Genomic DNA, 21,503 nt, shown 5'->3' on the forward strand with positions numbered 1-21,503 from the left:
TCGCCATCAGAACAGACGTTCGCGTACATAGATCGTGTCGCCCGGCAGGATCGGATCTGTTATCAGCACACGACCGGTAATCACCTTGTCATTGATCGTGCGGGTAATATCGACATTTTCCTGATTAGCGCGTGGGCTGAAACCACCAGCCGCAGCAATTGCCTTTTGAACGGTCATGCCCGGCACGTAAGAATATTGGCCTGCACCGCCCACTTCACCCATGATGAAAACCGGACGATAGCGGTCGACTTCCACGCTTACATCAGGATCGCGCAAATAGCCGCCGCGCAGTTTTGACGCGATGATGCCTTCCAGCTGCTTGACCGTCTTGCCGCTCGCCGGAACGCTGCCAACAAGTGGGAATGCGATATAGCCCGACTGATCGACGCTGTAATTGTTTGTAAGGCTTGCCTGTTCAAACACGGTAATGCGCACGCGATCACCGGCATTGAGCAGATAGGGTTCGGTCAACGCGGCATGAAAAGCCGCCGGGGCAGGGCGATAGCTTGAGCATGCGGAAAGCGTCATCGCCGCAAGGCCGAGCGCAACAAGAACCATATGGCCTCTGCGCTTTCTATGAGTTTTCTGCATCGTCATTTTCGCCTCGGTCTCTTCCGAAAAGCCTTGCCCCATTGCAGATTCGGATTGAAACATCCAAATGCTGACAATGACGTTATCGATTGATTAAGGTTAATGGCTGGTAAAGAATGGCAATTCTGGCGAAAAAACTTTCGCATGATGAGAGATGCTCTTGAGCAATAGCTTAACGCTCTGGTTACCTTGTTCCTTTACTTTTCTTAATACCGTAGGCGTGATTCCTATGAATAGGCGAGGGTGATTGCTCGGAACCGCATATGCGGAATATCGGGCGGAGTATCGGAATGTCTCAGGTCGATAGCCTGTCGAAAGACGCAGATATTGATATTGGTGCGCTCTTCGCGAGCTTGCGCCGCAATTGGCTATTGATTGTCGGTGGCGCGTTTATTTTTGCTGTTCTGGTATGGGTTATCTGCCTTTTTATTACGCCCGATTATCGCGCTGAAACACGTATTCTGATTGAATCGCGCGAATCCGTTTTTACACGCCCCAATGGCGAAGCCACGAACGAACGTCCGCTGATGGACCCGGAAGGGGTGAAAAGCCAGGTCGAGGTTCTGACCTCTCGTGATTTGCTAAAGCAGGTTTCGGACAAGCTCAAGCTTGCCGATAATGCGGCATTTACCTCAACGAATATAAAGCCTTGGACGCGTGTGTTGATTCTGCTTGGCATGCGCAGTGATCCTGCAAGCTTTACACCGGAAGAGCGCGTTATGCAGAAGCTGCGCCAGAATTTGCAGGTTTTCAACGTCACCGGATCACGCGTGATCGTTGTGCAATATACCTCCAGCAACCCAAAAGAAGCAGCCGACATCGCCAATGCGGTGGCTGACGCCTATATTGCATTGCAGGGCGCTGCAAAACTGCAATCCAATGATGATGCAACCGGCTGGCTTGCGCCGGAAATTGAAGATTTGCGCGGCAAGGTCCGCGATTCAGAAAAGAAAGTTGCCGATTATCGTGCATCGCAAGGACTTCTGACTGGGCAGACAAACAGCACGATTGCTGTCCAGCAACTCTCCGAAGTCACAACTGAACTAACCCGTTTGCGCGCTGATCGCGCCGCATCAGAGGCACGCGCCGAGAGCGTACGTCAGGCGCTGGCATCCGGCATTGCCGTTGATACGCTGCCAGCGGTTGTGGCATCCGGCATGATGCAGCGGCTTGCAGAACGCCGTATTGAACTCAATTCGCAGATTGCAGATCTATCGGTAAGTTTGCTTGAGGGACATCCGCGCATCAAGGCTTTGCGGTCGCAGCTTACTGATCTTGATCGGCAGATTAATGCAGAAGGGCGCAAGCTGCTCGCAAGCCTCAATAACGAGGTCAATGCTGCAAAGCTGCGTGAGGACGAACTCAATCGTGAATTAAACCGCGTAAAAGCACAGGCTGCGCAGGCTGGCACTCAGGAAGTGGAGCTTCGCGCCCTTGAACGTGAGGCTGCTGCACAGCGCCAGCTTCTTGAAACCTATCTGACGCGCTATCGTGAAGCGGCATCGCGTACCGACCGCAATTATGTTCCGGCAGATGCACGGATATTCTCGCGCGCTGATGCGCCTGCGGTGCCTTATTATCCAAAAACGCTGCCGATCGTCAGCGCAACTTTTGTTGCAGGACTGCTTCTGCTTTCGGTTTTCGTTCTGTTACGTGAATTGTTCAGTGGACGCGCTTTTGTGACCACCGATGGACGCCATTTTGCCACCGTCGAAGAAATTGAAATGCCGGTGATTGAAGCGGCAACTGACATGGCCTTTGTTCCAGAAGAGCAGCCAGTGCAGCGTTGGAAATCGCCTTTCGTGTCGAGCGCGCCAAACAGTGTGCAATTCGTTACCGACCGTCTTGTGGAAGGCAAACTGAAACGCGTTATCGCCGTGTCGCCCGAAGGTGACGATGCATCAGCCGCCACGGTGAAACTGCTGCGCGAACTGTCAGATCGTGGCAAGCGTGCTATTCTCATCGACATGACTGCCTATGGCATACTTGGTCTTGCAATGCTGGATGGTTACAATCGAGCAGGCATTACTGAACTGCTGGCAGGTGAGCGCAGCTTCAATGATGTCATCCACACGGATCATTATTCTCAGGCGCATGTTATGCCGCTTGGCAAAGTCGAGCCGGAAAGCGCAATGCGCTCGGCGGATCGCCTGCCATATATTCTGGATGCGCTTGAAACGGTCTATGATTTCGTGGTGGTTGAATGTGGTCCGTCCACATCGCGCCAGTTGCGCCGTATCGCCGATGGGCCTGCGGCAATTATCATGAATATCGTCGATCCTGACGATAATCGTGTCGTTATGGCTGCACTTGATATGGATCAGGGCGGCTATGAAGACGTGATTATTCTGATGGGTAATCCTGAAGAGCCAATGCATTCAGAGAGTGACGCACCGCGGCCAAACGCCTGATTTCGATTCCCAATCAATAAGATAGCGCTTTCATCGGATTCAAATTGAGAAGCGCTTCAAGCGTGCTCTTAGCGCTTTGGCCAATTGCCAGAGGCGCGGATTTCCTTTCACCTTAGCAACAATTTTGCTTAGTGCAGATTGCAGCACTGTGAAAGCTCTGCCTTTCACGGATAGCGGAATGATGGTGTCGTAGATGTGTGATTCAATATCGCACCATTCGCGCTTATAGGGTTCATCGCCGATCCCGAAGCTGTAGACCGGAACGTCCGTCTCGCAACTGCGTTTCATGTCCTCGTAGAATAGAAACTCACCGGGACTGGCAGTCATCAACTCGTCGTCAGCTATCGCGCTGAATTCAACGGTTGGACCGTCTTTGGAAAAAGTCTTGCCAATGAGCGAGCGGACTTTGCCGCTAACCTCTAGGACTTGCAGCTCGCAACCCGCATTCTGCGCCTCGATTGCATTGCCGTAATAGTCTTTGAAAAAAGCCTGAATTTCCGCCGGCGCAAACGGATCGCTGATCCCCATCTGCTGGAATCGATGCGCTTTAAGTTCAAAAAACAAATCCAGTGTTCGGTCTGTCTCCTCGCACGATTTTGGACGAAATATGCGCCATCCGCCTGCCTCTTCGTAGCGCCTACCATGTTGGCGGTGTTTCTTAAGCTTCCGCTTGGCATTGCTTCGCTCAAGCACCTCGTCAAAGCCTTGATCAAGCGATGCAGCAAGAACGGGATTGGAATTCTCGCTGCTTGCGAGCTGCAAAAGCGGATTTTTCCAACCACACAGTGAAGGCAACTGCCGCGTCAGTGACAGTACATCACTATCAGGCCGCGCTTTTCGGATGGCCAACACAAGAGCGTCGAGCGCTGCTTTATCGACCAGGCCATCAAGCCATGGGAAATTGCAGTTAGCGTGGCTCCCACCCGGATAACGCAGGATACGCACACCATTGACTCTAACCGCTTCAAGCGGCAGCAGCAGAACCGCAACGTCGCCATCAAACAGACCTGCAACGAAGCTGTCGGCATTCACATGCCTGCGCCAGCTATCGATCCACTCGAAACTTTGCGCATTGCCATGCACTGCAGAAGGCTTTTCCCAGATTGCGAGCAATTGCGCGTAATCTGTAATGAGGTGTGGTGTCAGGGCTGTTTTGGTCACCACTGCAAAGCCTTCATCAACGGCGTTTCTGGCGCGGAGGCTGGGCCATCCACCAGATGATGCCCATCGCAGGCAGAACCCAAAGAACACCAGTGAACAGGAAATAAAGGAAATGCACCCAGGCTGGCGAGTTGGCAAGCTGTGCCACAGCAATGATCGTTGCAAAGATTGCATAGACGATCACAAGGGCTACCAGCAGAAACGTGCCTATGAGTTTTTTCAGCCGAACGGGCATGTCACTCTCCTTTATATTTGTCATCACTAGCTCGTGAGCAGGCGCAAAGGAAGCGAAAACGCGTCCGCATGTCGCGTGAACTTGTCTTGTAACGCTGTCGCCTATGCGTCATGTATCCTTGGAGCATTTCCAGCAAAAGTGCGCGAGCCTTTTGCGTAGGATAATACGCAAAAACAAAAAGATAGAGCTGCGCCTCCAATTCCTTTTAAACAGGAACCGCTCTATGCTGAATTTGAGGATGAGATGGTATGACGGCAGTTTCCGTTCGACACAGCGATGAGATGAATCGTCGGCTGATCCGCTATTGGCTTTATGCGGTTTTTGTCGTTCTCATCGCTATTGTCATGGTTGGCGGTGCCACCCGCATGACCGGATCGGGCCTGTCGATCACGGAATGGAAGCCGATCCACGGTGTTATTCCGCCATTGAGCCATGCGCAATGGCTGGAAGAATTTGATAAGTACCGCCAGATTCCCCAATATCAGCAGATCAACAAAGGCATGTCGCTGGAAGCATTCCAGTCGATCTTCTGGTGGGAATGGGCGCATCGTATGCTGGCCCGCTTCGTGGGATTTCTGGTTGCTATTCCGCTCGCCTTTTTCTGGCTGACTGGCCGCCTCAACACGACGCTGAAATATCGTATGCTCGGACTGCTTGCATTGGGCGGGTTTCAGGGCGCTATCGGCTGGTGGATGGTAGCTTCGGGCTTAAGCGAACGCACAAGTGTAAGCCAGTATCGTCTTGCAATTCATTTGACGACTGCATGCCTAATTATAACTGCCGTGTTTTATATCGCCCGTGGTTTGGTGAAATATACCGAACGACCCGCAGAGCGCACGATCCAGCGTTTCGCAGGATGGCTGGTCTTTGCGGTGCTCGTACAGATTTATCTAGGTGGTCTTGTTGCAGGTCTTCATGCTGGCCTGACCTATAATACGTGGCCGTTGATGGATGGTGCGATTATCCCCTCTGATCTGTTCATTCAGTCGCCATGGTGGATTAATCTGTTTGAGAACCCGAAAACCGTGCAGTTCGTGCATCGCATGTTTGCTTATACGGTCGTAGTTTTAGCCGTCCTGCATATGGTGCAGGTTTGGAAACATGCGGCAGGAACCACCCATGCGCGTCGCACGCTGGTTTTGCTGGGGCTTATTCTGGTGCAGGCCGTCATCGGAATTATAACGCTTCTGATGAGCGTGCCGCTTGATCTCGGCCTGACGCATCAATTTATGGCGTTGATGGTGCTAACTTTTGCAGTCGCACACTGGCGCGCAACCAAGGGCGCTTACAAAGAATAAGCAGTCTGACGCAGATGTCTCAACGCGGAGGCTATTTTCAGCTCGCGTGCTTCATCTGCATCATTTCCATCTTCAAGATGCCATGCCGCTGAAAGACAGCCATAGGCGAATGCATAGTCGAGGATATGGCCGGGATGCCGTTTGAGGATTTTGGCAAAATACTCCGCCATACGCTGTGCCCGTTCAGAATTGAGGCACAGATCATCGCTATCCAGAGGATTATAAAAGATATTCGCAGCATCGAATGCTGCCTCACCGATCAACCCATGCGGATCGATGACAAGCCAGCCACGCGGCCCATAAATGATATTCTCATGGTGAATGTCACCATGCAGTGGGATTGCTTCATGCGGCATTGCCAAGAGGCGTTTGGCAAGCTTGGCGGCTTGCGCATAAATCGGCCTCTCATTGGCGACAGTAAACAGACCCGAAAAATGCTTTTCCAGCGGTTGCAGGTCGGTTGGAATAGGTGACGGTGAAGGCTTATGCAGCGCAGTCAAAACCGCACCCAAAATCGCAAGACATTCATCGTCTTTGCCATTTTTAAGATGCGCATCAAGATGATAACTGCCGGCATATTCAAGTAGCATTGATGTGCCGTTGAGATCGTAGAGCTTTGTTGCACCTTGCCCGTTGCGCCACGCAAGATAATGCGCACCACGTAATTCTTCCATTCCGGCTGGTTTGAGTTGCTTGATGACAAAAGCCTCGCCCGGATCGTCGTTGCGTTCGACTTTCCAGACGAGGCTTGAATGCGTATTTGCCAATAGCTCATAAGAGCCGATGTTCCACTTATCAGGGAATACCGGCTTTTCCGTCATCAGGCTTTGCCAAGCATCAGGTTCATATTCTGAACGGCTGCACCCGATGCGCCTTTGCCGAGATTATCGAGAAGCGCCACGAGATTGACCTGATTGTCGCCTTCCGTTCCAAATACGAAAAGCTTCATGCCGTCTTTGCCTGCAAGCTCTTCTGCATCGACGCGTGGTAGTTTGTTGCTTTCATCGAGCGAAACCACCTCAACAAAATCCTGATCGGCATAATGCGCGGCCAACGCTTCATGAATTGCCTTTAACGTTGGCCGGCCTTCCAGTTCCGTCACAAAAAGCGGAACCTGCACGATCATTCCCTGCGGGAAACGCCCAACGCTTGGGCTGAAAATCGGGCGGCGATCAAGACGGCCATGCAATTGTAGTTCCGGCACATGCTTGTGATGCAACGGCAGACCATAAAGGAAATTATTGGCCGTCATATGCTCAGGATGGTTCTTGTCTTCCATCTGCGCGATCATCTGTTTGCCGCCGCCAGTATAGCCGGAAACCGCATTGACGCTGATCGGATATTCAGCACCGAGCAAACCGGCATCACGCAGCGGACGAACAAGCGCGATAGCGCCGGTCGGATAGCAGCCGGGATTGGCGACAAGACGCGCTTCCGCAATACGCTCACGCTGGCCCTTGGCAAGTTCAGCAAAGCCATAAGCCCAATCCGCGTGAATACGATGTGCGGTTGATGTATCGATGATCCGGGTCGAGTTGTGACCTTCAAGCAGAGCAACTGCCTCCTTTGAGGCGTCATCTGGCAGGCAGAGGATGGCAATATCGGCAGTACGCAAATGGTCGGCACGCAAATCTTTGTTGCGACGCTCTGCTTCCGGAATGGAAATCACTTCAAGATCGTCGCGTTCAGCAAGGCGGCTGCGGATTTGCAGACCGGTGGTGCCGTGTTCGCCGTCGATGAAGATTTTCGGTTTCATGCGCTTTGCCTTTTGAATTCAGTAATTTACGACCACTATCGGAATCAGTTTTTAAGCATCTTGAATCAGTTTTTGAACTGCATACTCTATCTATCGTCGTCGGGATTTTTGTTCAGCCAGCAATCCGAGATAATACATCGCAATGGTCGCTCCGGCGATTGCCGTTATATCGGCATGATCATAGGCCGGTGCAATCTCCACGACGTCTGCGCCGACAAAATTAAGCGCCGTCAGCTTACGCAGCACCGACAGCATTTTTGCGGAAGATGGACCGCCTGCGACAGGTGTGCCGGTTCCCGGTGCAAATGCCGGATCAAGACAATCAATGTCAAACGTCAGGTAGGTCTTATTGCAAGCGGTGCGCTCCAGAATCTCATCGGCAATGGCTTGCGCCGACATGTCCTCAACTTCATGGCCATAGATGATTTTGATGCCGCAATCTTCCGGTGCATGCGTGCGAATGCCGACCTGGATCGAATGGTGAGGATCTATAATGCCATCGCGCACGGCGCGTGCCACGAAAGATCCATGATCGATACGCTTGCCATCGTCAAACCAAGTATCCTGATGCGCATCGAACTGCACGAGTGCCAGCGGGCCATATTTTGCAGCATGTGCCTTCAATAACGGCCATGTCACGAAATGATCGCCACCAAGGGTGAGCAAAAACGTATCAGATTTGAGGATTTTTGCAGCTTCGCGCTCAATTGTTGCGGGCGTTTCGTAATGATTGCCGTAATCGAGCAGGCAGTCGCCATAATCAACAACAGCAAGGTTTTCGAACAGATCACGTTTGAATGGATATTGCGGGTCATTATCGAAAATGGCTGATGCACGCCGGATTGCCTGCGGACCAAAACGCGCACCGGGACGATTGGATACGGCAGCATCAAAAGGAATGCCCCAGACGACCGCTTCAGCATCTTTCAGCGACTTCGTATAGACGCGCCGCATAAATGACAGCACACCCGCATGGGTGGGGTCGGTGGCAGCGCTTGTCAGGCCGCGAGCGGTGAAGGCATGGTCGATAGTCTTGTTGGGCATGGTCGGCTCCCGAATAGCTTCACATCTCTCATAGCGCTTCATAAGCGAAATTGGGAGATTTCTTATGCATTTTTAGCGTTAAAGCCATAGTCGCGTTCTACGCGGGCGATACGTACGCAATAGGTTTCATACCATTGCTTGCGACCGAGCTTCTGTGCCACGAGATGATCCACCTCGCGCTTCCATGCCCGGATGCTCTCTTCATCAGTCCAAAACGAGTTGGTGATGCCAAAGCCCTCTACATCGCGCGCACTCTCAACCCCGAGATAGCCGGGCTGTGTTGCTGCAAGTTCCGCCATGCGATCAGCCATTTCACCATAGCTATCATCATCGCCAAAACTCTGCGATGAAAACGAGACAACGAAATAGGGTGGCTGCGGGGTGGTGGCAAAGCGCTGAGAGGACATGCATTGATTCCAGTTTGCTCGTTGGGTTTTAGATAACAAAAAAGCGGATCCGAAGACCCGCTTTTCTGTAATTCCAAAGCTATAAATATGAGCGCTTTGAGAACTGGCCCGAAGCGTATTAGCGCTTCGAGAACTGGAACGAACGGCGAGCCTTGGCCTTACCGTACTTCTTACGTTCAACAACGCGGCTATCGCGAGTAAGGAAGCCACCCTTCTTAAGAACCGTGCGAAGGCCTGGTTCGTAGTAGGTGAGTGCCTTGGAAATGCCATGACGAACGGCACCGGCCTGACCGGAAAGACCGCCACCAACAACAGTCGCAATAACATCGAACTGACCAGCGCGGTTTGACGCAACGATTGGCTGCTGCAGGATCATCTGCAGAACCGGACGTGCGAAATACGCGGCGAATTCTTTGCCATTGACGGTGATCTTGCCAGAACCTGGCTTGACCCAAACGCGAGCAATCGCGTCTTTACGCTTGCCGGTAGCATAAGCGCGGCCCTGAGCGTCGATCTTCTGGACGTGAACTGGAGCGGCTTCTGCAGAAGCAGATGCGATGCTGCCGAGTTCTTCGAGCGAGTTGAGCTGCTCAGCCATGATTATGCATTCCCTTTGTTCTTGCGGTTCAGCGCTGCTACGTCGAGCACTTCAGGCTGCTGAGCTTCATGCTGATGTTCTGCACCTGCATAAACGCGCAGGTTCTTCATCTGGCGACGGCCGAGTGGGCCGCGCGGAATCATGCGCTCAATGGCCTTCTCAACAACGCGCTCTGGAAAACGACCTTCGAGAATCTGGCGCGCAGTACGCTCCTTGATTCCGCCTGGATGGCCGGTATGCCAGTAGTAAACCTTGTCGGTATATTTCTTGCCGGTCAGAACAACCTTGTCGGCATTGATGATGATGACATTGTCGCCATCGTCAACATGAGGGGTGAAGGTTGCTTTGTGCTTACCGCGCAGGCGATTGGCGACGAGGGATGCGAGACGACCGACGACGAGACCTTCTGCGTCGATCAGAATCCACTTCTTCACCACTTCGGCTGGCTTCTGAGAAAAAGTTGCCATTGAAGTCTTCCTTGACTTAATCCCTGATCTTGCGATCCGGGCTTTTCTTGTTGCTTGTGTTGGTCGCGCCAATCATAAGGACGGCCAACCCTAAGAGCATATGAAAGCGGGCTTCCATATGCACTGGGCGGGTCGATACACAGGTTTTCTCACGCCGTCAAGCGCTGTTTTTACAGTGATACAATAAAAAATAAATAAAAACAATAGCTTAAGCCATAGGTATTATAGTACCTTATTTTTGTTACGTAAAAATTGAGGGAATCTTACCTCTAACCCACGACTGCCCCATTAAGGCCAGGTCCAAAATGTAGAATAAATTTCTGCTGTTTCGTATTTTCACGCAAAAGCCTCCTTTGCTTTCTGCAATGTAACGCCTAACGTCCGGTCATATTATTTGACACAGGCATTCAGGAGGAACGCATGTCCAAACGCTCACCCGGTATTGAAACATTGGCTATTCATGCAGGCGCAAAGCCTGATCCCACAACGGGTGCGCGTGCCACGCCGATTTATCAGACAACATCCTTTGTGTTTGAAGATGCTGACCATGCGGCTTCTTTGTTTGGTCTTCAGGCCTTCGGCAATATATATACGCGCATTACCAACCCAACCACGGCGGTTCTCGAAGAACGTATTGCGGCCCTTGAAGGCGGCACTGCCGCAGTTGCAACTGCTTCGGGTCATGCGGCGCAACTCCTGATCTTTCACGCCTTGTTGCAGCCCGGCGATAATTTCGTTGCCGCCAACAAGCTTTATGGCGGGTCGATGAACCAGTTTGGGCAGGCTTTCAAATCTTTCGGTTGGCAGGTGCGCTGGGCCGAAGCGACCGATCCATCAGATTTTGAAAAGCATATCGATGAACGAACCCGCGCAATCTTCATTGAAAGCTTTGCCAATCCGGGCGGCATTGTCACAGATATTGCAGCCATTGCAGAAGTGGCGCACAAGCATGGTTTGCCGCTGATCGTCGACAACACCTTAGCATCGCCTTATCTGCTGCGCCCGATTGAGCATGGTGCCGATATTGTTGTGCATTCGCTGACAAAGTTCATTGGCGGGCATGGTAACTCAATGGGTGGCATCCTCGTCGATGCGGGAACTTTCGATTGGGCTAAGTCCGGCAATTATCCGCTTCTAACAGAACCGCGTCCTGACTATGCAGGCCTCGAAATCCATAAGACCTTCGGTAATATTTCCTTTGCGATTGCTGCGCGGGTTCTTGGTCTGCGTGACTTTGGGCCTTCGATTTCGCCATTCAATGCATTCCAGATTTTGACCGGCGTTGAAACGCTTCCTCTGCGCATGCAGCGTCACAGCGACAACGCGCTTAAGGTAGCAACATGGCTGAACAGCCACGAGAAAGTTTCATGGGTGAGCTACTCAGGGCTACCCAATGATAAATTCAACGCGTTGCAGAAGAAATATGCGCCAAAGGGCGCGGGCTCTGTTTTTACATTTGGTCTTAAGGATGGATATGATGCAGGCGTCAAATTTGTAGACAGCCTCGAACTTTTTTCTCTGCTGGCAAACATCGGTGATACACGTTCTCTGGTCATTCATCCGGCTTCCACAACCCACCGTCAATTGAGCGACGAGCAGAAAGTTGCGGCGGGTGCTGGCCCGGATGTTGTGCGTCTGTCGATCGGCATTGAAGATGCAGACGACATAATTGCAGATATTGAACAGGCACTTGCAAAGGCTTGAACGTATGAGTCGATTTGTTGATTTCGACTTGACTGGCATTGAACCGGAGGAGGGCGCGCCATTGCCAGAGCGCGTCCTATCCGGGGATCCGCGTTCCCGAACATGGAATCTCGAAGAAACTGCCGATGGCAAACTCTTTGCAGGCATATGGGAAAGCACGCCGGGCAAGTGGCAGGTGGAATATGACGAATGGGAGTTCTGTCATATTCTGTCGGGGCATTCGGTGCTGACAGAGGATAGCGGTGAAGTGCATACGCTCAAAGCAGGCGACGCCTTCGTCATTCGCTCCGGTCTTAAAGGCACATGGGAAGTGATCGAAACCACGCGTAAGGAATATGTGATCCGGCTCTGATAGCCGCTAGAATTAGTGTGAAACGGGAAAGACAGGCGGAGCATTCAGTTTAAAATGCTCACCATTGCGCCTACGTGCGAATACCCACATATCAGGAAGATGATCGAGCGCGGCGCTGATTTGCGGTTCTCCCATTAGATTGAAAGCCGTGGCCCAGGCATCGGCACGCGCAGCATCATTGCTCACCACCGTCAAATATTCGTAGAGCGAAGCCGAATAGCCAGTTTTTGGATTGAGAAGATGGTTGAAGCGCCCGCTGTCTTCAAACTGAAAACCTGAAAAACTTGATGTTGCAAGCCCCTGATCGGCAATATCAATGGAGGCTTCAACTTTGGAACCCGCTTCCAATTGAGCAATGGCGATTTGCCATGGCTTGCCGTCCGGCTGGTGGCCAATCGCGCGATATTCACCCATATCGACCAAGGCATGTTCAACGCCGCCCGCCTTGAGCAAGGCTGTAATCCTGTCGGTGATGTAGCCCTGTGCAATGCCGTTCAGGGTCAAAGCCATGGATTGCTTCGTAAAGACAATGCGGTTGCTGTCGAACAGGACATGATCGAAGCCTACCTTCGTCAGCGCTGTCTCCCAGTCAGCACGCGACGGTCCGGCGGGATCAGGCAGGGGCTGAGAAAAATGCGCCTTCAGACAATTCCACAGCGGCTGCACTGTCGGATCAAAAAGGCCATCACTTTGTTGCCAGCACTCCCGGCAGATAGTCAATAAATCAATCATATCCTTTGAGGGTGAAGCCAAGGCACCAGCACGGTTAAGCCGGGAAAGCTCGCTATCCGGTTGATAAAGGCTGAAAATATCCTCAAGCCGTAAAGCTTCACGCACACTCTCGCGCATCAGACGTTCTGCTACGCTTCGGTCAGGATGATAGAGTATGATTTTGGACGGTGCCCCCAATGCCTGTCCTTGCCAGATTACTGGTTCGGGAGGTGCGGATGCTGAAGCCAGACGCGGTAACGAATAGAGCGTCGGGATCGCCATCCCACCGGCAATTAAAAGGCGACGTGTGAGTGCCACAACATTATCCTTTAATGCATATTGTTTTTATTGGCGGCTTCATCGTGCGGCGCCTGATCACCCAGCACGTAGGCTTCCGGCATCTCCGCGAACCTCACAATACGCCCGCCTTTTTCTGCAACGAATTCTTTGGCTGCTTCCTGTGTCGAAAACGGCACCGCTTCCTGCGCACCCATCCCGCCCACGGCAGCACTTTCAATGACGAAAAATGCCTTATGAGCGTCAACCCAATTTTCGGCGCCCGGTTCTTCCCAGTTAGGGGCCTTGGCCATGTCGGAGACGTAAATCGCACCGATGCTTTTTGGCTCTTCCGGCAGCATAGTAAAGGCGATTGTATCGCGCGCAGATGAGAACCAGACTGGCTCATTGGCAGGCGAGAGAATGATCTGACCTTTTGGGCCGGGATGCTCAAGTACGTTCATACCGCAATAACGACCCATCGCGGAATCTGTGAGTGCAAAAGGCGCAATGATTTCGGTCTTTTTTTCCTGTGAACAACCGGCAAGGAATATGAAAAAAGCGGCGGGGATAAAAAGCAGTGACTTTTTCATAGTTCTTTCCTCGAGAAAATCAGCATGGAAAATGCAAGCGGCAGCAAGGTCCAAAGCCCAAGCGTCAGTGTCATGATGACGGGACCAAGGGTGGCATTGCCTGCCATGCCGCCCATACCTGTCAGCGCACCGGCCTGACCTGTGCCGAAGTTCAGCAAGCGATAAGAGTCAGCTGGATTGATCAGAAGCAGGGTGTTGAGAATGCCCGTGCCGATCATCTGTCCCTGATCAAAGACCAGAAGCGCCAGTAAAGCCGCATCGTAAATCAGCACAAAGAAAAGCCAGACACCAATAGCGATACCGGCTGCGGTGCTGCGCTCGCGCACGAGCGTACTTGCCAGAAAGCCGATAGCAATGAAAACCGCGCCTAACAGAATTGAAGAGCCGATAAGGGTTGCAAAGGCGCTCCAGCTTTGCGCATCTGCGCCCGAGCCGGTAGCCAGCAATGCGAGAGCCGCAATGCCGTAACCGAAGAATGTCGCGAAGGCGAGAATGGCAAGCTGTCCAAAAAACTTGCCCAGAACCACCTGCGCACGGCTCAAAGGGTAGCTGAGCAAAAGCAGCATTGTGCCGCGTTCCATTTCGCCGACAATGGCGTCATGCGAAATAAGCAGTGCAATAAGCGGAATAAGAAAGATCGTCAGGCTGGACAGACTGACAATCACAACGTCAAGCTGGTTGGCACCCACGGAACTGCCGGTGGGAGCACTTCCAAGAAATGTCATGCTCAATGCTAATGCTGCCAGCAGTAGGGTGGTGGCCAGAACCCAGCGATTGCGCAGGCCTTCCTGTATTTCCTTGGAAGCGATAATGAGAATATTATTCATTCTGCTGCCTCCTTGGCGGATGCATCGCCTGCATTGAGAAAATGCGCATACAGTTCATCCAGCGTGGGCGGTACCACATCGAGTTCCGTCAGATTGTCATTGTTTGCGATAATATGCCGGACAAGTTCCATCTTGCCGTCTGCGGGCGCCTCGGTTTCATAAAGACCCGATCCGAGTTGCAGCCATTGCAGATCGGTTTGTCTGCATTTTTCTGGAAGCTCCGGCGCACCTTCAGTCTGCACCCGAATACGCAGAGGAAGCTGCGAAATCCTGCGCAATGCCTCAATCGATCCATCCACGATGATATGACCCCTATTGGCAATGATCACACGCCCAACCTTGCTCTCAAGCTCTGTGAGCGCATGGGATGACATCAGGATAGTGGCGCCTTCCTGTCTCAGATGTTCCAGAATGTCGTAAAAACTCTGGCGCAATGCCGGGTCCAGCCCGGTTGTCGGCTCATCAAGCAACAGAACTGATGGTTGCCCCAAAAGCGCCTGTGCCAGTCCCAGACGTTGACGCATACCCTTGGAATAGGTGCCCACCCGTCGATGGGCCGCATGAGCCAGACCAACGCGGTCAAGCAATCCAGCAATCTGGCCTGTCGTTACGTTTTTGAGCCGGGCATAAAATGTCAATGTTTCCGCACCCGTCAGCGCCATATTGAAAGACACATGTTCGGGCAGATAGCCAAGCTTAACACGTGCCGCAAACGCACCTGCTGCCGGGTCTTCGCCCAGAACGCGGATACTGCCTTTTGTTGGACGGCTAAGACCAAGCATAAGCTTGATCATCGTCGTCTTACCAGCGCCGTTATGGCCAACAAGTGCGATATTCTCTCCGGCATTAAGCTGAAAACTGGCTTCACTCAGGGCGTTAAAACCACCATAGGATTTGGTGACCTGATCGAGAATGACTGTCTCAGTCATTTTGATTTCCTTTCGCCAGGGCCTTTGGCTCTAATAAGGGGGCATCTGTAGAGGGAGGCTTCATAAGAGGATGGCTGTCCACAACGCCGCCGGGCAGAAGTGCCGGAAATTGTGTCTGAGCCCAGCGGATCGTCTGCACGGCAGGACTATTGATGAGGATTTTCGCTTGTGGGGAGGTCCACAAAACTTTGTCGATCAGATCATTCGGGCGATAGGGATTGTCTGCAATGCCATCACCGTTAAGATCAAAACCGGGATTGTCGCTCCAGTAATTGCCACGCCCTTCATGAGACCAGTCGAGATCGCGCGTGCCGACATATTTGACCTGATTGCGGTTGTTGATGAAGGCATTGCCACTCATGGCATTGCCTTCTGAACCCGCAGTGAAATGAATGCCGATACTGCAATTTTCAAAACTGTTGTCGGTGAATTTGTTCTTGTTAGCGTTGTAGATGAAAACGCATTTTTCTGGCCCAAGCCGTGTGGTCTCACCAACATTTGCTTTAACAACTTCATCAGTTGGAAGTCCGTGCTCGCCTTTCTGCACGCCAGCATCAAGCCAGCGGTCGACGGACTGCATTTTACCGACAACACGATTGCCTGAAACGACTGAACTGTTTGCATAATTGAGCAGCAGACCATGATCCCGGTCGCCCTCGGAGAGATTGTTCATCACCTTAAGACGATTGGTATACATAATCGCAAAGCCAACCGAATTGTTACGCGAGATATTGCCGATCACTTCGCTGCGGTCGGTGTACATATAGTGGACGGCAAAACGCACGTTTTCCATCAGATTGTCTTGGAAGACATTGTTTTTGCTTGCATTTGTGTAGATTCCGTCGCGACCATAGCGAATGGTGTTGCCGATAACTTTTGCTCCCGGCGCGTTCCAAACGGAGACACCGCTGCCAGTCTGCGTCATGCGTACATTCCGTCGACCAATCACTTCATTGTTTCGCGCGATCGAATTCTCAGCGCCGTGCAAATAAATCCCGTAAAGATTTTCAATCAGGCGGTTGTTTTCAACCACCGCACCCGTTGCGGTTCGTGCAACAAAAATGCCTGAATTGAGTTCGGGCATGTTTTCACCTGATCCACGCACTTCGAGCCCGCTTACAATCGCATCGGGGGCTTCGATCAGAATGGCATTGCCTTTTCCCAGACCGTCGATAATCGCTCCGGGTTCGCCGGAGAGTTCTATCGCCCGGTCAATGACAATCGATCCTTTGTGAATGCCAGCGGCAAGCCGGACGATGTCGCCCGGCTCGGCCGTTTCGATTGCCGCCTGCACGTTCTCGCCTTCGCCAACATTGATCTGCTTTGCCAATGTGGCATCGCAAAACAGAGTTGCCAGAACGATGGTGAAAGTGAAGGAGAGATGCAGGCGGGGGATTGTCATGGCATTCAGCTCTTCTTCGGTTCTACAAGCATACGTCCCTTCATCTCCATGTGCATGGCATGGCAGAACCAGGAACAGTAATACCACCACACGCCCGCCTTATTGGCGGTGAAGGTGACAGATGCGGTTGCTTGTGGCGCAACCTCCATATTGATGCCGTAGTTGATGATCGCAAAGCCGTGGGTCAGGTCTTCGATTTCATCAATATTGGTAACATAGACAGTGACTTCATCGCCTTGCTTGACGGTGAAATCGGTAAGACCGAAGGCCGGAGCGGCAGAGGTCATGTAGACGCGGACTTTGTTGCCATCACGAATGACTTCCGAATCCACCATGAGATCGATGCCATCAGCCTCTGCCTGCTTCACAGCATCGGCAAACATCGGATCTTCACGGCTCCAGAAATTAACCGGATTGATCTTGGAGCGGTGGACAATGAGCGCGTCATGCGGTTCGGCAAAGCTTGGACCATCATGGACAATCTCCATGACATCACCGGAAATATCGATCAGCTGATCGTTTTCTGGCTTGAGAGGGCCGACATTGAGATAGCGATCTTTCGAGAATTTATTTAGTGAGATCAGCCATTTGCCATCGGCTTCTTTGGTTTGACCCATAGATGTGTGGTTATGACCCGGCTGATAATGAACATCGAGCTTCTGACGGATCGGATCGACCTTTTCGCCCTTGAAAGCGCGAACAGCATCTTCAATGTTCCACTTGCAGATCTGGCTGTCGATGAACAGCGTCGTATAAGCATTGCCGCGACCGTCATAAGCCGTATGCAAAGGTCCAAGCCCCAGTTCAGGCTCGGCGACAACCGTATCGCGTGGCTGGATCTTGTCGTCGAACAGATCATCGAATTTGCGAACGTCAAAAACCGTGACGGTCGGTGACAGCTTGCCATTAGCGACGATGTGAATGCCATCAGGGGCAGTATTGATACCGTGCGGGCTGTTAGGAACAGGAATATATCGGGTAAATTTAGACCCGTGACGGCCATCGATTACAGGCACGCCATTGGTTTCCTTGAACTCACCGTTGGCGACAGCTTCTTCGATGCGCTTGAGGTTGAATACGACGAGCCAGTCCTGTTCACTGCTCATCATTTCTGCAAGGGTGACACCCTCTTCGGAATTGTAGCAGGTCGCAAAGGCATATTTGCCTTGATAATCGCAATCGACATTATCCAGGTTACCATCGACCATTGCCTGCCATGCGACTTTCATCGTGTCGCCATCAACCGCAGTGAAGATCGCATGATATTGTTTGGTGTCTGTCAGATTGCTGCCATCATTAGGAATTGGCGCGCGATCTTCACCATTACAGAAGACATAACCGGTTCTTGGATATTTCTGCACACGCAGACCATGCACGGTATGCTGGTTTGGCAGTTGAATGATCTTGTCGCATTTCATCACGTCAAGGCGGATACGGCAGACGCGCGTGTTGGCCTTGTCATTGGCGAAAACATAGCGACCGTCATAGGTTCCGTCAGTAAATGACGGATGTGGATGGTGTAGATCGCCATTATCGAAGATGCCGCCACGATCCTTCATGAACTCACGATCTTCAGGCAGCATACCCTCCAGCAGGATTTTTCGACTTTCGTTTGTCTGTCCCCAGCCGGTGGCACTGTCGCGATTGAAAACCGGAATTCGCATCAATTCACGCATTGATGGCAGACCGACAATACGAACCTCACCGGTCTGTCCGCTGGAGAAGAAAACATAATATTCGTCAAGTTCACCCGGCAAGACCGTAGCCTTCGCGGCATGACCGTTGCCAGCTGCAAGTGCCGGTGTGCTGGTTCCTGCAAGCAGTGATCCAGCGATGCCACTTGCACCAGCGGCTGCTACGAAAGCCGATGTCCCCAATAATTGTCGTCTGCTAAATCTCGATTGCGTTGTTTCGTTTGTCATATTTCTCTCCTTCAGAAATTAGTTCGGCGAACCGGAGCCGGGGAGGGCATCTAACGGCTGGCCTTTGACTGAAATAACGGGCTTGGCCGGGCCTTTGCCGCGTTCAGTCGTTGCCGCTACAGGGGCGTTGCGGGCTGCAAATTTTTCGCGCTTCACCCGGACCTGAATCATGTGCGGGCAGCGCTGGTCATCGTGATAAAGTTCCTGACAATGCATGCAGTAGATGCATTCATTCACATTGATCTGGCCTTCAGGATGGATTGCCTCGACTGGGCATTCTTTTGCGCAACGCTGGCAGGGCGAGCCGCATTCAGGCCAGCGCTTGAGCCATTCGAACATGCGAATACGGCCCGGAATGGCAAGGGCTGCACCAAGCGGGCACATATAACGGCAATAGAACCGTTCGATGAAAAGTCCTGCTGTCAGCAGCGTTAGCGCATAGATAACAAACGGCCATTCCCGCGAGAATTTGAGGATGATCGACGTTTTGAAAGGTTCGACTTCCGAGAAAACTTCTGCGAGCGCCACCGAGTAAAGCGACAGGCCAAACAGACCAAGAAAGATGATGTATTTAACAGGCCAGAGCCGCTCATGCAGTCCCCATGGTAGCTTGACCTGCGGGACTTTCAACCATTGCGCAAGATTATTACTGAGCTCCTGCAAGGCACCGAAAGGGCATAGCCAGCCGCAGAATGGTCCACGTCCCCAGAACAGCAAACCGGCTGCAACGGACGCCCACAAAATGAAGATCAGCGGCGATGTAAGGAAAAATTCCCAGTTGAACCCGGTGATGAGCGAATTGATGAATGTCAGAACATTGACGACCGATAGTTGTGCGTTGCTGTAGAAGCCAAGCCAGACCAGAATGAAAAGCAGGTAACTGCGTCGTACCCAGGTAAACAGGCGAGGGCGCCGTACGAGGCTGTTCTGAAAGAAGAAGATGCCGACAAGCACAAAGATAGCCAGTCCGGCAATAACCACATTGATGCGGTTCATCTCCCACATTCTGACCCAAAGCGGATTGTTTTCTCCGAATATGTCGGAGACCATGGCTTCGCCGACAGGCTGAGGCTGGCGGGGGGCTTCAGCTTTGGATGGCGCTGACTGTGCCACCGGTTTTGGTTGGGGTTTTGCGAGTAAATATGGTTCAGGCAGATTGTAGCCGAGATCGTAGCTGATATTCGCTTTGTCGCGAGCGTTAAAGCCGCGCTGCACAAGGAGCTGTATGTCCCAAGGCGTCGTGACATCGAATTGAAATCCTTCGGGAATTCGGAAGAGCGCAATATCGCGTAAATGCGGAGCACCTTCCGCCATGATGTCGCCGATGCGGGTGTGGTTCTTGTCGCGAAAGCGAATGCCCTGCCCATCCTGCAGGAGTTCGATGCGGTCAAATATACCGCCGCGCACATAGCCCGACCCCTTGAAGGAGTAAGCGCCATCGCCCGCTATAAGAATCGCTTGTTGTCCAGGCTTTAGCTGCTTTTCAAGCCGTTCATAGGCTTCCTTTCCCAGCAAGCTGATACCAATTGATGGCACTGAAACGGGTGCTGCATAGAGCTGAATGAAGCTATCGGCAGGATCAGAAGTCTCCGCATTTTGAGCGGCTAGTTCCTGTTTTGCGTCACGGAAAGCCTCGGTAACTTCGCCAACGGTTAATTGCAGACTGCGCACGGAGCCATCGCCGATTAGCGTCTGCCAATCTTTGGGTTCTATGATTTCCATGTCGACAGCACGCGCAACGTCGGCATGTTCGACTTGTACTGGCGCATTTCCAAGACGACCACTGCGAATAAGTCCGACTGCCGATCGCACCACACTATCGCCCATGACAAGCACGGTGACGGTTGCGCCGCTGACAATGTCGACCTGGGGCGGCTTTGCTTTGCCTGAGGCAACTGCATTGAGATCACTATTGATCAACGAGTTGAGCGCTGCAACGACCTTAGCTTGCGGAATGCCGATCAGAACGATCGGCTCTTTGTGATCAACAAGTTTGATTCCGCGAACCGCACCCTTGGCATCGATGCCCACAAGAATATGGATGGGTTTGCCGGAATAGCCGATCGAACTTGTGAAATCCGAATTCAGGTAAACGTAACCGAGGAGGTCTTTTCCCTTCATAACCGGAGCGATTGGTGGCTCACCTTGTGGCAGACCTACTTTATCGGCGCCGGGAAAAACTTCAGATATTTCAACGCCGTTCAGATATTTCGATAAACCGGCTGAATGTGCAGAGAGCGTAAAAACTGCAAGCGTAACCAAGGCAAAAACAAACGCACGCAGCCAATCTGTAATGTAATATCGAAATACCCGATGAAGCGGATGCGGAAAATGTTGGGCTTGTCTGTTACCGCACTTGAGGGCCCGAGGACTCATAATCCAAATATTCACTTCAACCTGCCTGGCGCCTTTGGGGAAAAGGACGTCTATTTTTGTTGAAGTGTAACGATCTGCCCGCGGTCTTCTTTGTTCTGCATCAAGCTAAAAAAAGTAGGCGAGATCAGTGCTTTGCCACATTGATAGTTTCAATATCGCCAGCTGTCAGGTGCAATCATCGCTTAAGCGGCAAGAAGCTGCGTATTTAAGTTGATTTAACTGTGATGGTCGCGACGCGCAATTCATTCTGTAATGCGACGGTAGGTTGGCTGTCGGTATTTCTGCCTTGTGGTGGTTTCGTGCCTTAGCCGGCCACGCCGAATTAATAATGATGCGAGGCTATAGTGGTTGGGTGGTTGCGAAGCTGTGCATTTATCGTCGCCAAGCTGAATTTTCAGTTTGGCTTTCATCACAGTAGGTTCGGAGAAAAAGCGGAATAAAGA

20 protein-coding genes are annotated in these 21,503 nt (G+C 52.0%); 4 read left to right on the forward strand and 16 right to left on the reverse strand.

Translation table 11 applies throughout. The features are described 5' to 3' along the window. Positions 1-6: 6 nt before the first annotated feature. Complete coding sequence (locus CEV31_RS10130; RefSeq protein ID WP_169717331.1) at positions 7-591, reverse strand: polysaccharide biosynthesis/export family protein; 585 nt, start codon at positions 589-591, stop codon at positions 7-9. Between the two features lie 290 nt (positions 592-881). Between CEV31_RS10130 and CEV31_RS10135 the strand changes: the two genes are divergently transcribed. Beyond that, positions 882-3,002 carry a GumC family protein gene (locus CEV31_RS10135; protein ID WP_094506941.1) on the forward strand — a complete coding sequence of 707 codons (2,121 nt, stop codon included), beginning with the start codon at positions 882-884 and terminating at the stop codon, positions 3,000-3,002. A gap of 39 nt (positions 3,003-3,041) precedes the next feature. On the opposite strand, the gene CEV31_RS10140 is transcribed toward CEV31_RS10135, so the two are convergent. Further along, on the reverse strand, positions 3,042-4,163 hold the full coding sequence (locus tag CEV31_RS10140; RefSeq protein WP_094507310.1) for a GNAT family N-acetyltransferase: 1,122 nt from the start codon (positions 4,161-4,163) through the stop codon (positions 3,042-3,044). A 16-nt stretch (positions 4,164-4,179) separates the two neighbouring features. After that, positions 4,180-4,398, reverse strand: coding sequence for a DUF2842 domain-containing protein (locus tag CEV31_RS10145; RefSeq protein WP_094507311.1), 219 nt, complete (start codon positions 4,396-4,398; stop codon positions 4,180-4,182). A 248-nt stretch (positions 4,399-4,646) separates the two neighbouring features. On the opposite strand from CEV31_RS10145, the gene CEV31_RS10150 reads away from it, so the two are divergent. Further along, complete coding sequence (locus CEV31_RS10150; RefSeq protein ID WP_094506942.1) at positions 4,647-5,696, forward strand: COX15/CtaA family protein; 1,050 nt, start codon at positions 4,647-4,649, stop codon at positions 5,694-5,696. Here CEV31_RS10150 and CEV31_RS10155 read toward each other — a convergent pair. The 6 genes from CEV31_RS10155 to rplM form a co-directional block, all read right to left on the reverse strand. Next, complete coding sequence (locus CEV31_RS10155; RefSeq protein ID WP_094506943.1) at positions 5,684-6,517, reverse strand: aminoglycoside phosphotransferase family protein; 834 nt, start codon at positions 6,515-6,517, stop codon at positions 5,684-5,686. The two genes, CEV31_RS10150 and CEV31_RS10155, sit on opposite strands and share 13 nt — an antisense overlap. Next, positions 6,517-7,452, reverse strand: coding sequence for an N-acetyl-gamma-glutamyl-phosphate reductase (gene argC / locus CEV31_RS10160; RefSeq protein ID WP_094506944.1), 936 nt, complete (start codon positions 7,450-7,452; stop codon positions 6,517-6,519). Before argC ends, CEV31_RS10155 begins: the two co-directional genes overlap by 1 nt. A gap of 90 nt (positions 7,453-7,542) precedes the next feature. Then, positions 7,543-8,496 carry an agmatinase gene (gene speB / locus CEV31_RS10165; RefSeq protein ID WP_094507312.1) on the reverse strand — a complete coding sequence of 318 codons (954 nt, stop codon included), beginning with the start codon at positions 8,494-8,496 and terminating at the stop codon, positions 7,543-7,545. A gap of 62 nt (positions 8,497-8,558) precedes the next feature. Continuing rightward, the gene (locus tag CEV31_RS10170) at positions 8,559-8,903 is read right to left on the reverse strand and encodes an antibiotic biosynthesis monooxygenase family protein (protein WP_094506945.1); all 345 of its coding nucleotides are present in this window, start codon (positions 8,901-8,903) and stop codon (positions 8,559-8,561) included. 118 nt (positions 8,904-9,021) lie between these two features. Beyond that, on the reverse strand, positions 9,022-9,501 hold the full coding sequence (gene rpsI, locus CEV31_RS10175) for a 30S ribosomal protein S9 (protein WP_094506946.1): 480 nt from the start codon (positions 9,499-9,501) through the stop codon (positions 9,022-9,024). A gap of 2 nt (positions 9,502-9,503) precedes the next feature. Beyond that, positions 9,504-9,968 (reverse strand): 50S ribosomal protein L13, encoded by a 465-nt coding sequence (rplM, locus tag CEV31_RS10180; RefSeq protein ID WP_094506947.1) that lies wholly within the window; start codon positions 9,966-9,968, stop codon positions 9,504-9,506. A gap of 420 nt (positions 9,969-10,388) precedes the next feature. On the opposite strand from rplM, the gene CEV31_RS10185 reads away from it, so the two are divergent. Next, entirely contained in the window at positions 10,389-11,672 is a 1,284-nt protein-coding gene (locus CEV31_RS10185) for an O-acetylhomoserine aminocarboxypropyltransferase (protein WP_094506948.1), read from the forward strand. A gap of 4 nt (positions 11,673-11,676) precedes the next feature. Beyond that, complete coding sequence (locus CEV31_RS10190; RefSeq protein ID WP_094506949.1) at positions 11,677-12,024, forward strand: cupin domain-containing protein; 348 nt, start codon at positions 11,677-11,679, stop codon at positions 12,022-12,024. A gap of 12 nt (positions 12,025-12,036) precedes the next feature. Here the strand turns inward: CEV31_RS10190 and CEV31_RS10195 are convergent, their stop codons facing one another. Genes CEV31_RS10195 through CEV31_RS10225 form a run of 7 tightly spaced genes read right to left on the reverse strand, consistent with a single transcriptional unit; the run spans position 12,037 to position 21,060 of the window. Beyond that, positions 12,037-13,053, reverse strand: a complete 1,017-nt coding sequence (locus CEV31_RS10195) for an FAD:protein FMN transferase (RefSeq protein ID WP_094506950.1) — start codon at positions 13,051-13,053, stop codon at positions 12,037-12,039. Positions 13,054-13,064: 11 nt separating this feature from the next. Beyond that, on the reverse strand, positions 13,065-13,604 hold the full coding sequence (locus CEV31_RS10200; protein WP_094506951.1) for a nitrous oxide reductase accessory protein NosL: 540 nt from the start codon (positions 13,602-13,604) through the stop codon (positions 13,065-13,067). Beyond that, on the reverse strand, positions 13,601-14,431 hold the full coding sequence (locus CEV31_RS10205) for an ABC transporter permease subunit (RefSeq protein WP_094506952.1): 831 nt from the start codon (positions 14,429-14,431) through the stop codon (positions 13,601-13,603). The genes CEV31_RS10200 and CEV31_RS10205 overlap by 4 nt, the downstream gene beginning before the upstream one ends. After that, entirely contained in the window at positions 14,428-15,360 is a 933-nt protein-coding gene (locus tag CEV31_RS10210) for an ABC transporter ATP-binding protein (RefSeq protein WP_094506953.1), read from the reverse strand. Before CEV31_RS10210 ends, CEV31_RS10205 begins: the two co-directional genes overlap by 4 nt. Further along, the gene (locus tag CEV31_RS10215) at positions 15,353-16,762 is read right to left on the reverse strand and encodes a nitrous oxide reductase family maturation protein NosD (RefSeq protein ID WP_094506954.1); all 1,410 of its coding nucleotides are present in this window, start codon (positions 16,760-16,762) and stop codon (positions 15,353-15,355) included. The genes CEV31_RS10210 and CEV31_RS10215 overlap by 8 nt, the downstream gene beginning before the upstream one ends. Before the next feature lie 5 nt (positions 16,763-16,767). After that, positions 16,768-18,684 (reverse strand): TAT-dependent nitrous-oxide reductase, encoded by a 1,917-nt coding sequence (nosZ, locus tag CEV31_RS10220; protein ID WP_094506955.1) that lies wholly within the window; start codon positions 18,682-18,684, stop codon positions 16,768-16,770. Between the two features lie 18 nt (positions 18,685-18,702). Next, positions 18,703-21,060, reverse strand: coding sequence for a regulatory protein NosR (locus CEV31_RS10225; RefSeq protein ID WP_094506956.1), 2,358 nt, complete (start codon positions 21,058-21,060; stop codon positions 18,703-18,705). Between the last annotated feature and the right edge of the window lie 443 nt (positions 21,061-21,503).

The organism is Brucella thiophenivorans, assembly GCF_002252445.1.
Classification (GTDB): domain Bacteria; phylum Pseudomonadota; class Alphaproteobacteria; order Rhizobiales; family Rhizobiaceae; genus Brucella; species Brucella thiophenivorans.